The sequence below is a fragment of the Acidiphilium sp. 34-64-41 genome (assembly GCF_002282635.1).
GTDB classification, from domain to species: Bacteria; Pseudomonadota; Alphaproteobacteria; order Acetobacterales; family Acetobacteraceae; genus Acidiphilium; species Acidiphilium rubrum.
In genome coordinates, this window is record NZ_NCJX01000029.1 from 20,284 (window position 1) to 32,470 (window position 12,187).

Genomic DNA, 12,187 nt, shown 5'->3' on the forward strand with positions numbered 1-12,187 from the left:
GTCGTGGGGATTGGCGTGTCGGCTGAGCAAGGCCAGGGGGCTCTGCCCCCTGGACCCCCGTTAAAGGCGGAGCCTTTAAAATCCACTAGTTTTAGGCAAGGGGAGGGCGCTACCTTGGTAGCTCCGTCGATCTGGCCTGGACAGCCCTCCCCTTGCCTAAAACTAACGGGTTCTAAGGGCTCCGCCCTTAGCGGGGTCGAGGGGCAGAGCCCCTCGCCTTCTTCGTCCCACAAGCCAACCCCCACAACCATAGGTCTAAGCGTATGACCAACCGGGTGGGGGTGATGCTGCGGGACCCGGGGTTTTGGGGGGACAATGCGGCGTTGATCGGGTTGGTGGTGATTGGGGCCGTGTTTTCGGTATTGACGCCATTTTTCCTGACCTGGGCGAACATCAGTGACTTGCTGGTATCGGCCTCGATTTTGCTGGTGTTGGCCACGGCGCAGCAGTTTTCGATTGTGACAGGCGGCATCGATCTGTCGATTGCGGCGAACCTGCCTTGGGCGGCGGTGGTATTCGGGCTGGCCTACAATGGCGGGTTGGGCATGCCGGTTTCGATCATCGCAGCGATCCTGGCGGGTACGCTGGTCGGTGTGGTGAACGGTCTGGTGATCGCGAAGCTGAAGGTGAACGATTTCATCGCAACGCTGGGCATGCTGGGCGTGATGAACGGTGTGGCGCTGATCGTCAGCGGCGGACAGTCCTTTGCGGTGAACAGTCATTTCCTGCAGGGCCTGGCGCTGGGTTCGATCGGCCCGATCCGGTATTTCTACCTGATCGCTATTTTAATCGCGGTGGGCGCGCATCTGTTGTTTACGCATACCGCGTTCGGCACGCACGTGCTGGCGACCGGCGGCAACCGTGATGCCGCCCGCAACATGGGCATTCCGACCGACCGGATGAAAATCGCGGTCTATGTGATCGATGGTGCGCTGGTCGGCCTGGCGGCTATTTTGCTGGTTGCGCGCACCGGCGGGTCCGATCCGTCCTTGCAGACCTCGCAATTGCTGACCTCGATCGCCTCCGTCGTGCTCGGCGGCAGTTCGCTGTTCGGCGGCAGGGCGGCGGTGCTTGGCACGGTGGCCGGCGCGCTGGTGCTGACCACGCTGTTGAACGGGTTCACGCTGTTGCAGGTGTCGGAATATTATCAGCCGATGGCGGTCGGCATCGTCGTCATCGCCGCCGCGGTTCTGAGCCGGTTGCAGAAATAATGACTCCCATTCTCGAAATCCACGATCTGAAAAAATCCTTCGGCGCGGTCGAAGCGTTGCGCGGCGCCGAACTGATCTGTCCGGCCGGCGAGGTCACCGCCCTGGTGGGTGACAACGGTGCCGGCAAATCCACCCTGATCCGCTGCATCACCGGCGTGCACCCGCCCGATTCCGGCACGATCGCCTTCAAGGGTGCGCCGATCCATTTCGCCTCCCCGACCGAGGCCCGTGCGGTCGGTATCGAAACGGTGTATCAGGATCTCGCTTTGGTCGAAGATCTCACCGTGTGGCAGAACATGTATCTCAACCGCGAGCTCAAGCGCGGCATCGGCCCGTTCCGCTGGCTCGATCGGCGCCGCATGATCGATGAAACCCATGCCAAGCTCAGCCGCCTGCTGGTCAACATGCCGCCGGTCCGCGCCAAGGTGCGTCGCCTGTCGGGCGGCCAGCGTCAATCGATCTCCATCGGCCGCGCGGCAAGCTGGGGCTCGGCTCTGGTCATCATGGATGAACCCACTGCCGCACTCGGCCTGCGCGAGCGCGGCGCGGTCGAAACCCTGATCGGCAATCTGCGCGGCGAGGGCATCGCGCAATTGGTCATCAGTCACGATCTCGAACAGGTCATGCGTATCTCGGACAGTATCTGGGTCATGCGCGCCGGCCGCACCATCGCGCATTGGCGCACGCAGGAGGTCGACCGCACCCGCATCGTCGCCGCCATCGCCGGCGGCGAAGTCTGACCGGCCGGTGAAGCGCGCCCGCGGCCCCACCCTGCGCGATGTCGCGAACAGCGCCGGCGTCTCCACCGCCACGGTGTCGTTCGTCCTGAACAACACCAAACCGGTCGCCCCGGAAACCCGCGCCCGGGTCGAGGTCGCGCTGGCCGCGCTCGACTATCGGATCAGCCCGTCCGCCCGCGCCCTGCGCACCGGCCGCCACCACGCGATCGGGCTGCTCCTGCCGGACCTCGCGAACCCGTTCTTCCCCGCCCTCGCCCAAGCCGTTACCGATGCCGCATGGGCGCGCAACCACGCCCTCATCCTGGCCAGCAGCGGCAGCGACCCGGCAACCGAAGCCGAAGCCCTGGCCGCCCTGGCCGAACGGGCCGACGGCATCATCTGGATTCCCGGCACCGATGCGCCGCACCCCTTGCCGACCGGCCCCACCGTCATTCTCGATCGTCCCAGCCCCGCCCTCGCCGCGTTCGACAGTATCAGCGCCGACCACCGCGCCGGCGGCGCCCTGGTCGCGGCCGCGTTCCGCGCCCAGGGCCGCCGCCGCATCGGCCTGCTCGCCGGCCCCGCCGCCTCGCCGAGTGCAGCCGCACGGGTCGAAGGTTTCCTCGCCAACGCCACCGACCTTACCCTGATCTGGCACCACGAACTGCCCTTCACCTTCGCCTTGCCCGAAGCCGCCACCGCCTGGCTCGCCGATCCGCGGCTCAATGGCGTGTTCGCCGCCAGCGATGTCGTGGCGATCGGCGCCCTGCGCATCCTGCGCAGCCTCGGCCGCATCGTGCCGCACGATGTCGCGGTGATCGGCTTCGATGACATCCCCTGGGCCGCCCTCACTGAACCCCCGCTCACCACCATCCGCCAACCGGTCGCAGCCCTTGGCGCGCAAGCCGTCGCCACCTTGTTCGACCGCATCGCCCACCCCGATCACGCCGCCACGCAGCACCGCCTGCCGGTCACCCTGATCGAACGCCAATCCACGCCATGATCGTTCTCGGCAGCGCGAACATGGATATCGTGGCCCGCACCGAGCGCGCCCCCGCCGCCGGTGAAACCGTGCTCGGGCGCGACTACGCGCTCTACCCCGGCGGCAAAGGTGCCAACCAGGCCGTCGCCGCCCGCCGCGCCGGTGCCGCCATCAACTTCATCGGCTGCCTCGGGCGCGATGCCTACGGCGAAGCCCTGGTGCACGCCCTCACCGTGGAGGCGATCGACTGCGCCGCCACCATCCGAACCGCCACCCCCACCGGCATCGCCATCATCACCGTCGAAGCCGGCGGCGAAAACCGCATCATCGTCATCCCCGGCGCCAACCACGACCTCACGCCGGACCATCTGCCGCCCGCCCTCCCGCCCGCAACCATCCTGCTGACCCAGCTGGAAATCCCGATCCCCACCGTCCTCGCCGCCGCCGCCCGCGTCCGCGCCGCCGGCGGCACCACCATCCTCAACGCCTCCCCGATCGCCGGGATCGACGCCGCAACAAGCACCCGCCTGCGTGCCGCCGCCGACATCCTGCTGGTCAACGAAACCGAAGCCGCCGCCCTGCTCGGCCTGCCGCATCTGAATGACGCAGCCCAAGCCGCCGCCAGCCTCGCCGCCGGCCACCGCGCCGCCATCATCACCCTCGGTGCCGATGGCGTCGTCTGGGCCAGCGAGCACGGCACCTTCGCCCTGAAATGCCACGATGTTGCCGTGGTCGACACCACCGGCTGCGGCGATGCCTTCGCCGGCGGCTTCGCCAGCGCGCTCGAACGCGGCGCCACCCTCGCCGAAGCCGTCGCCTTCGGCAACGCCGCCGGCGCCCTCGCCGCCACCAAACCCGGCGCCCAACCCGCCATGCCTAGTCAAGCCGAAATCACCGCTCTGCTCACCAACTAAGGACATCGCCATGCTCCGCGGCCTCGATCCCCTGCTCACCGCCGACCTGCTCCACGCCCTGCGCGCCATGGGCCACGGCGACACCATCACCATCGTCGATGCCAATTTCCCCGCCGCCGCCTGCGCCAAACGCCTGATCACTGCACAGGGCAGCGATGCCAGCGCCATGCTCCGCGCCATCCTCAGCGTCCTGCCGATCGATGATTTCATCCCCCATCCGCTGCTCACCATGCAGGTCGTCGGCGAACCCGCAACCATCCCCCCCGCCGTCGCCGAACTCCGCGCCATCGCAACCGAAGCCGGCGCCGCACACTCCCAAATGGCCACCACCGACCGGCACGATTTCTACCGCATCGCCCGCGACAGCTTCGCCATTGTCGCCACCGGCGACCGCCGCCTCTACGCCAACATCGCCATCACCAAAGGCGTCATCCGGCTCGCCTGAGCGAAAAACATGAGCAAAAATCAACATTCATTGCAGTCATGACACCCTGACGCCACATCCACCCGTCAGAGCCAATCCGGCTCAGGGGGAATTTTTGATGACACCGGTGCCGACATCATGACCCGACGCGGCAAAACCGCACTGCTCGCCACCGCAATTCCGGTCGCGGCAGTCGTCCTGCTCGCCCTGTTCTGGAACTGGGACTGGTTCATCCCCATCGTCGACTCCCAGGCCTCGAACAGCCTCGGCCACAAGGTCACCATCAAACATCTGCACGTCGCCCTCGGCCGGGTCACCACCGTGCAGGCCGATCAGGTCGTCGTCGCCAATCCCCAGGGCTTCCCCACCCACGCCCCGCTCGCCGACATCAAACGCCTCACCGTCAGCATCAACATCATCGACTATATCTTCCACGGCCGCACGGTCATCCCCGCGATCAACCTCGACCACCCGGTGATCGATGCCGTCGCAACCCCGCAAAAATCCACCAACTACAGCATCCCCGCCACCAAACCGGCCGCCAAACCAGCCCCCTCGCCCGAAATCGGCACGCTCTCGATCAAAGCCGGCAAAGTCCACTTCGTCGATCCCGCCCTGAAAGCCGATGTCCACCTCGCCGTGAAAACCGAGCCCGCCACCGGCGTCGTCGCCAAATCCGGCCAGACCCAGCAACTCGCCGCCACCGCCACGGGCACCTACAACCAGCAACCCATCACCGGCACCTTCACCGCCGGCGCCCTGCTCACCATCCGCAGCACCACCCAACCCTTCCCGATCGACCTCTCCCTCGCCAACGGCGCCACCCACGTCGCCCTCATCGGCACCGTCGCGAACCCGCTGCACTTCGCCGGCGCCAACCTCCACCTCACCCTCGCCGGCGCCAACATGGCCGATCTCTATGCCCTCACCGGCATTCCCATCCCCGCCACGCCGCAATACCGCATCACCGGCAACCTCGCCTATCACCCCGGCGATATCGACTTCACCGATTTCCACGGCATCGTCGGCGATAGCGACCTCGAAGGCAGCATCCACGAAAACCCCGGCGCCGTGGTCGACCACGGCACATCAAAACCGGTCGTGCACATGAACCTGACCTCGAAACGCGTCGATCTCAACGACCTCGGCGGCTTCATCGGCACCAAACCCGGCGGCACCCACGAAGCCGGCATCAGCCCCGCCCAACGCGCCGCCATCGCCAAATCCCAGGCCGAACACAGCAACCTGCTGCCCGATAAACCCTTCAACCTGCCCAAACTCAACGCCGCCAACATCTACCTGACCTACAAAGCCGCCAGCATCGTGGGAAAATCGATGCCGCTCGACCGCCTCGCGGTCAATCTCAGCATCGTCAACGGCGCCATCTCGCTGCACCCGGTCAGCTTCGGCGTCGGCACCGGCCAGATCGCCGGCACCATCGCCCTCACCCCGCAACCCGACAAACAAATCCACGCCGTCGCCAAGGTCGATTTCGACAACGTCAACATCGCCACGCTGATGGCCGCAACCCACGTCTTCAAAGGCGGCGGCCTGCTGCAAGGCAAAGCCAGCCTCGATGCCACCGGCAACTCCATCGCAAGCTGGGCCGGCAACGGCAACGGTGGCCTCGCCCTCTACATGACCGGCGGCAACCTCAGCGCCCTGCTCGTCTCACTCTCCGGCCTCGAATTCGGCAACGCCCTGATCGCCGCCCTCGGCCTGCCCCACCAAACCGACGTGCGCTGCTTCGTCGGCGACTTCGGCCTGGCCCACGGCCTGCTCAGCACCCGCACCCTGCTGCTCGATACCGGCACAGCCATCGTGCGCGGCGGCGGCACCGTCAACCTCAAAACCGAAACACTCGACTATCACATCCAGTCCAAACCCAAACACTTCAGCATCGGCTCACTCCCCTCGCCGATCAACATCACCGGCACCATGAAAAAACCCAGCATCGGCCCCGCCAAAGCCCCGCTCGCCCTCCGCGGCGGCGCCGCCGTCGCCCTCGGCATCGTCGCCGCCCCGCTCGCCCTGATCCCAACCATCCAGTTCGGCACCAAAGACCCCCACGTGTGCGAAGCCCTGGTCTCCTCCGCCGAAACCCAGGTCCGCACCAACCAACCCGGCAAACCCAGCCACCCCACCACATCCCAACTCAACCGCCAGGAACTCACCAAAACCCACCACCCCTGAGCCCACAACACCAACCCCTCGGTCTATGTGTGAGTTGGGGGACTGGGGTGGGAGGAAAGCAAGATCAGGGAGCTTTGGGAGGGCGCTGCCCCGGACTTTCCGTCGATCTAGCCTGGACAGCCCTCCCCTTGCCTAAAACGAATGGATTTTAAAGGCTCCGCCTTTAACGGGGGTCCAGGGGGCAGAGCCCCTTGGCCTTCCTTCCCTCCCACCCAAGTCCCCCAACTCAAGCATAAGCCGATGGGTTGAAGTTGTTGGCCAGGTGGCCGGTGGGTTTGATGAGGTCGTAGGCGGCGCGGGGGATGAAGCGGCCGCTGCCGGGTTCGGCGGTTATGGTGTTGTTATGCATCACGATGATCCCGCGCCGCAGGGTGGTAATGGGGATTCCGGTGACGATCTTCCCTTCATAGGGCGTGTAATCGATCGCATGTTGCATGGTGGCATTGGTCAGGGTGATTTGCGCTTTGGCGTCCCACAGCACGATATCGGCGTCGGCCCCCGGGCTGATCCGGCCTTTTCGGGTCAACCCAAACAGGCGTGCGGGGTTGAAGGCGGTCAGGCGCACGAAATCGCTGGCGCTGATCCGCCCGGTGGCGACGCCCTCGCTGAACAGCAGCATCATGCGCGCGCCGAGGCCGGGCACCCCGTTCGGAATATCGCGGAACGATGCGTCGGCTCCGGCGCTGCGCTTCCCGGCGGTACCATCGAAGCGGTAGCCGCTATGGTCGGAGGAAATGACATCGATGGTCCCGCGCCGGATCTGCGCCCACAGGTCAGCAGCGGCACCGGCCTCGCGCGGCGCCGGGCTGCACATGAATTTCGCCCCTTCAAAGCCCGGCCGGTCCATATCGGCGGCGGTGAGCGTCAGGTATTGCGGGCAGGTTTCCGCCCAGATTTTCAGGCCGCGCGCCTGCGCCCGCGCGATTTCCTCGGCGACTTCGCTGCACGAGACATGGAAAATCTGGATCGGCTGATCGACCAGTTCGGCCAGCGCGATCGCGCGCATGGTCGCCTCGCGCTCCACCGCCACCGGTCGCGACCAGGCGTGATATTTCGGCCCGGTCAGCCCGGCGGCGAGCAGGGCTTCGGTCATCCAGCCGATCGCGTCGTAATTCTCGCAATGCACCGTCACCAGCGCGCCATGCCGGCGTGCGGCGGCGAGAATGCGCAAAAACCCGCGATCATCGACATGCAGCGGGTCGTAGGTCAAAAACACCTTGAGGCTGCGAATGCCCGCCGCGATCAGGGCCGGGATCTCCTCGTGGATCACCGCATCGGTCGGATCGGTGATGATCTGGTGAAACCCGTAATCGATCATGCCGCGCGCCGCCCGCGCCTGATATTCGGCAAGGCTCGGCCCGATCGCGCGCCCCTTGAACTGGGTGGAAAACGTGATCGCCGTGGTCGTCCCCCCGGCAAACGCCGAGGCGCTGGCGCTGATGAAACTCTCCTCGTCGGTCGTGCCGTCCGCGCGCAATTGTTCGATATGGCAATGGGTATCCACCCCGCCCGGCAACACCAGCAACCCGGTGGCATCGATCACCCGATCCCCGCGCAGATCACGCCCGACCGCCGCAATCGTCTCCCCGACGATCCCGACATCGGCAGCGAACTGCTCCGCCGCCGTCACCACCGTGCCGCCCTTGATGACCGTGTCGTACATCATCCCCGCCCCGTATTGCCGTCCCGGATTATGGCGCAGAACGCCCGCCGGTTCCAACCGGCCGCACAAGGGTACGCGCCCTCACCTCACCGGGCGGCCACCACCCCCACCGCCGAAGGACAACGCCCCGCGCGATGCCGCACCGCCGCCGAAGGCATCGCCACCGTCCGGTGCAGCAGCGGCGCCAACCCGCGCGCCACCGCAATCGAATGCAGATACTGGCACGGCTGCGCCAGATGATCTTCGCTGTCATAAAAATCCGCGGGCGGATACCGGCTATGGTTGGGCAATTCCAGAAACAACCCGCCGCGCGTCACGAACACGGCGCGGACCGCGGCAATCGTCGCGTCCGGCAGCGCCACCGTGTCGAAATCGGTCGGCAACCCACCGATCACGATCACCCCGCGCGCCACCTCGGTGCGCACGAACCGCGCGATGATCGCGGTGCCATAACCGCGCCTGATCCCGCGCGCGCGGGGGTCCACCCGGTGCAGCAGCGCCAGAAACGCCGGGTCGGCCGTTGCGAGCGTGGTGCCCACCCTGTCACCCTCCGCATCGAATTGCGCCGCGAGCAACGCCCGCGGATGCCCCATGCCCGCCGCATGCGCCGCCATTTCCGCCAGAGCTTCCAGCCCATCCGGCATGGTGTTGCCGAACGCGCCGGCCACGAACCGCCCCACGCCAAGCCGCCACAACAACGCCGGATCATCACGAAACAGCCAGGCACCATCGATGCTCATGCGATTCTGCGCCGGCGTCACATCGTATTGCTGCATCTCCAACGGCAGATACACCACATCCCCCGCACGCAGCAGCGCCGCCCAGCGCGTGAACAGATCATCGAGCCCGATGCCGACCGCCACGCCGCCGTTCTCGCAATTCATCCCCAGCATCGCCCCGATCACCCGGCACGAATGCGAATACGGCGCATTAGACCCCGCCAATATCACCAGCTTGGGCGATGCCAGCGTCGCCCCCCGCGCCAGCTTCGCCGCCATTTCATGCCGCAACATCCCGACCGAGAGCGGCCGATGCAACACCAGCCCGAACGCCGCCAGATACAGCGCGATCGATGCCAGGGCGCAAACCACCAACCGGCGCATCAGAACTGAAAATAAATGAAGGGGCGTGCGAACGGCGCGAAAAACAGCGCCTGCACCGAAAACGCGAACCCCGCGACCAGCGCTGCATTCCGCCCGCGCTCGCGCAGCGTATGAATATCCGGCGCGAGCAGAATAATCCCCCAGGTCAACGCCAGCAGCGCGGCAGCCTGCACCACGCTCATCGTCCGCGCCGCCCCCAGATACGGCAGCACCGGCACCGGCGTCGCCACATGCCGCAACAAGGGCAACGCCTTCACGATCATCGCCGGCAGCAACACGCCCGCGGCACCGCACAACCCGCGCAGCATGATCCAGCACGCCCGCAGATTATCCGCCCGAAACGGCACCCACGCAATCAACACCGCCAGCACGGTCACCGCCTGCGCCACGCGCGCATGCAACCGCCAGCCCGTCCGGCGCCATTGCTGATGCACGATCAAATAAAGCCCGTGCAGCCCGCCCCACGCCATGAACCGCCACGCCGCGCCATGCCACAACCCGCCCAGCAGCATCGTGATCATCAAATTCACATTGCGCCGCACCGCGCCATGCCGGTTGCCGCCCAACGGAATATACAAATAATCCCGCAAAAACCCCGACAGCGTCATGTTCCAGCGTCGCCAGAAATCGGCAATGTCGCGCGCCTGATACGGCGAGCGGAAGTTGAGCGGAAACCGCACCCCCACCATCCGCGCGAGCCCGATCGCCATGTCCGAATAGCCGGAAAAATCGAAATAAATCTGCGCCCCATACGCCAGCAGCGCCACCCAGGCCTCAACCAGCGACAGCGAATGCCCCCCCGCCGCCGCCCGAAACCCCGGATCGGCAAACCGCGCCAAACTGTCCGCCAGCACCAGCTTCTTCGCCAGCCCCAGCAAAAACACCTCGAGCCCCGCCACCAGATCATCGCGCCGCACCCGCCCAGTCAATGCTGCAAACTGCGGCACGATCTCCCGTGGCCGCACGATCGGCCCCGCCAGCAAATGCGCGAAAAACCCGACGAAACAGGCATAATCCAAAAACCCGCACACCAACGCCTCGTCGCGGTACGAATCCACCAGATACATCACCTGCTGAAACGTGAAAAAACTGATCCCCAACGGCAACACAATGCCCAGATCAGGCGCCCGCACCCCCAACCACCCCGCCCCGGTCGCCACCAGCAACCCCGCATATTTGAACCAGGCCAGCAACCCCAGATCCGCCACCAACCCCACAACCAGCCACCAAAACCGCCACCGCGCGCGCGACCGGCGCATCACCCGCACCAGCCCAAAATTCCCAATGATCGACCCCACCAACAACGGCACAAACACCGGCCGCCACCAGCCGTAAAACACCAGACTCGCCACCAACAACACCACCAACGCCGCCCGCCCGCCCCAGCACCAGCCCGCCAACGCAAAACCAGCCAGAAACAACGGCAAAAACCCAACCACAAACACCGATGAGTTGAACAACACCGAAAACACCCGCCAAGGTTGCAAGCCACCATGTCACAACCCATCACCCATTTCCAGCATTTTACCGCCCGGCGGGTTGGTGCTGGGGAGAGAAAGAAGGCGGGGGGCTTTGCCCCCTCGACCCCCACTAAGGGCTTAGCCCTTAGAACCCGCTAGTTTTAGGCAAGGGGAGGGCGACACAGGCCAGATCGACGGAACCACCGAGGCAGCGCCCTCCCCTTGCCTAAAACGAATGGATTTTAAAGGCTCCGCCTTTAACGGGGGTCCAGGGGGCAGAGCCCCTTGGCCTTCCTTCCCTCCAGCACCGGCCCGGCCGGTTGGTACAATGTCGGAAACCGGTGCTATAGGCTCGCTGCACTTGGGACCGTTGCCATGACTGACGATTTACCGCCTCATCCTGCGTTGTTGCCTGTGGGGTTCACTGATTTATTACCGCCGGATGCCGAGGCTGAGGCGCGTCTGACCGAGACGTTGACGGCGCGATTTGGCGCGCACGGTTATCAGCGCGTCAAGCCGCCGTTGGTCGAGTTCGAATCGACGTTGTTTGCCGGCTCGGGTGCTGCGGTGGCGGAGCAGACGTTTCGGTTCATGGACCCTGAGTCCCAGCGCATGATGGGTTTGCGCGCGGACACGACGCCGCAGATCGCCCGGATCGCGACGACCAGGCTGGCGGCGGCGCCGCGTCCGTTGCGTCTGGCCTATGCCGGGCAGTGTCTGCTGGTGCGCGGTTCGCATCTGGCGCCGGAGCGTCAGGTGGCGCAGGCCGGCATCGAGCTGATCGGCCCAGACCTGCCGGAGGCGGATGCCGAGATCATCATTGCTGCGGCGGCCGCGTTGGAAGCGGCGGGTGTGGCGAGCATCAGCATCGATCTCACAATGCCGCCGCTGATTCCGGCGCTGCTGGGCGACACTGCGGGCCAGCCCGCTTTGGTCCGCGCGCTCGACCGCAAGGATACCGCGGCCATCGCGGCCCTGGGCGGCGCGCTCGCCCCCACCTTGCGCGCCTTGCTCGAAGCCGCCGGCCCCGCCGAGCCGGGCATGGCGGCCCTCGCCGCAATCGCCTTGCCGGATGCCGTGCGTGGCTTGGCCGACCGGCTGGCCGCCACCATCGCCGCCATCCGCCATCGCGCGCCGGCGTTGCGCCTGACGATCGATCCGGTCGAATTCCGCGGCTATCGCTATCATACCGGCGTCGCGGTCACCATTTTCGCCCCCGGCCGCCAGGCCGAGCTTGGCCGCGGCGGGCGGTATCTGTGCGACAACGGCGAATCCGCGACCGGCATCACCTTGTATCCGGACACGATCCTGAAAGTCGCCCCGCGCCCCGCCGCGCGCCCGCGCCTGTTTTTGCCGGCGGGCACCCCGCCTTCGGTGGCGCAGGCGTGCCGCGACCAGCAATTCGCCACCATCGCCGGCCTGCTGCCGGTGGCGGACGACATCACCGAGGCCAAACGCCTGCTCTGCACCCATGTCTGGCGTGACGATCACGCCGTCGCTCTTGAAGGATTCTGATCA

General features: G+C 66.1%; 10 protein-coding genes. 7 read left to right on the forward strand and 3 right to left on the reverse strand.

Translation table 11 applies throughout. The features are described 5' to 3' along the window. The first annotated feature begins 263 nt into the window (after positions 1 to 263). From B7X49_RS08145 to B7X49_RS08170, 6 genes are all read left to right on the forward strand, one after another. Positions 264 to 1,211 carry an ABC transporter permease gene (locus B7X49_RS08145; protein ID WP_286703240.1) on the forward strand — a complete coding sequence of 316 codons (948 nt, stop codon included), beginning with the start codon at positions 264 to 266 and terminating at the stop codon, positions 1,209 to 1,211. Then, entirely contained in the window at positions 1,211 to 1,951 is a 741-nt protein-coding gene (locus B7X49_RS08150) for an ATP-binding cassette domain-containing protein (RefSeq protein WP_286703241.1), read from the forward strand. The genes B7X49_RS08145 and B7X49_RS08150 overlap by 1 nt, the downstream gene beginning before the upstream one ends. Positions 1,952 to 1,958: 7 nt before the next feature. After that, positions 1,959 to 2,933, forward strand: coding sequence for a LacI family DNA-binding transcriptional regulator (locus tag B7X49_RS08155; protein ID WP_286703242.1), 975 nt, complete (start codon positions 1,959 to 1,961; stop codon positions 2,931 to 2,933). Further along, a complete protein-coding gene (locus tag B7X49_RS08160; RefSeq protein WP_029312363.1) occupies positions 2,930 to 3,826 on the forward strand; it encodes a ribokinase in 897 nt (298 codons plus the stop codon). The genes B7X49_RS08155 and B7X49_RS08160 overlap by 4 nt, the downstream gene beginning before the upstream one ends. 10 nt (positions 3,827 to 3,836) lie before the next feature. Continuing rightward, positions 3,837 to 4,271, forward strand: a complete 435-nt coding sequence (locus B7X49_RS08165) for an RbsD/FucU family protein (protein ID WP_029312364.1) — start codon at positions 3,837 to 3,839, stop codon at positions 4,269 to 4,271. Between the two features lie 117 nt (positions 4,272 to 4,388). Beyond that, the gene (locus tag B7X49_RS08170) at positions 4,389 to 6,443 is read left to right on the forward strand and encodes an AsmA family protein (protein ID WP_286703243.1); all 2,055 of its coding nucleotides are present in this window, start codon (positions 4,389 to 4,391) and stop codon (positions 6,441 to 6,443) included. 226 nt (positions 6,444 to 6,669) lie between these two features. On the opposite strand, the gene hydA is transcribed toward B7X49_RS08170, so the two are convergent. From hydA to B7X49_RS08185, 3 genes are read right to left on the reverse strand one after another with little or no spacing between them, the layout of a single operon-like run. Next, a complete protein-coding gene (gene hydA / locus B7X49_RS08175; RefSeq protein ID WP_353737279.1) occupies positions 6,670 to 8,175 on the reverse strand; it encodes a dihydropyrimidinase in 1,506 nt (501 codons plus the stop codon). 17 nt (positions 8,176 to 8,192) lie between these two features. Continuing rightward, complete coding sequence (locus B7X49_RS08180) at positions 8,193 to 9,209, reverse strand: hypothetical protein (RefSeq protein WP_286703245.1); 1,017 nt, start codon at positions 9,207 to 9,209, stop codon at positions 8,193 to 8,195. Then, a complete protein-coding gene (locus B7X49_RS08185) occupies positions 9,209 to 10,681 on the reverse strand; it encodes an MBOAT family protein (protein ID WP_286703246.1) in 1,473 nt (490 codons plus the stop codon). The genes B7X49_RS08180 and B7X49_RS08185 overlap by 1 nt, the downstream gene beginning before the upstream one ends. A 363-nt stretch (positions 10,682 to 11,044) precedes the next feature. On the opposite strand from B7X49_RS08185, the gene B7X49_RS08190 reads away from it, so the two are divergent. Further along, positions 11,045 to 12,184: an ATP phosphoribosyltransferase regulatory subunit gene (locus tag B7X49_RS08190; RefSeq protein ID WP_286703247.1), complete on the forward strand. Its 1,140-nt coding sequence runs from the start codon at positions 11,045 to 11,047 to the stop codon at positions 12,182 to 12,184. The last annotated feature ends 3 nt before the right edge of the window (positions 12,185 to 12,187 follow it).

What these genes read in the sequence shown, in the direction of transcription:
- B7X49_RS08145 (WP_286703240.1), top strand. Translation starts at nt 264, where the DNA reads ATGACCAACCGGGTGGGGGTGATGCTGCGGGACCCGGGGTTTTGGGGG.
- B7X49_RS08150 (WP_286703241.1), top strand. Translation starts at nt 1,211, where the DNA reads ATGACTCCCATTCTCGAAATCCACGATCTGAAAAAATCCTTCGGCGCG.
- B7X49_RS08160 (WP_029312363.1), top strand. Translation starts at nt 2,930, where the DNA reads ATGATCGTTCTCGGCAGCGCGAACATGGATATCGTGGCCCGCACCGAG.
- B7X49_RS08165 (WP_029312364.1), top strand. Translation starts at nt 3,837, where the DNA reads ATGCTCCGCGGCCTCGATCCCCTGCTCACCGCCGACCTGCTCCACGCC.
- B7X49_RS08170 (WP_286703243.1), top strand. Translation starts at nt 4,389, where the DNA reads ATGACCCGACGCGGCAAAACCGCACTGCTCGCCACCGCAATTCCGGTC.
- B7X49_RS08180 (WP_286703245.1), bottom strand. Translation starts at nt 9,209, where the DNA reads ATGCGCCGGTTGGTGGTTTGCGCCCTGGCATCGATCGCGCTGTATCTG.
- B7X49_RS08190 (WP_286703247.1), top strand. Translation starts at nt 11,045, where the DNA reads ATGACTGACGATTTACCGCCTCATCCTGCGTTGTTGCCTGTGGGGTTC.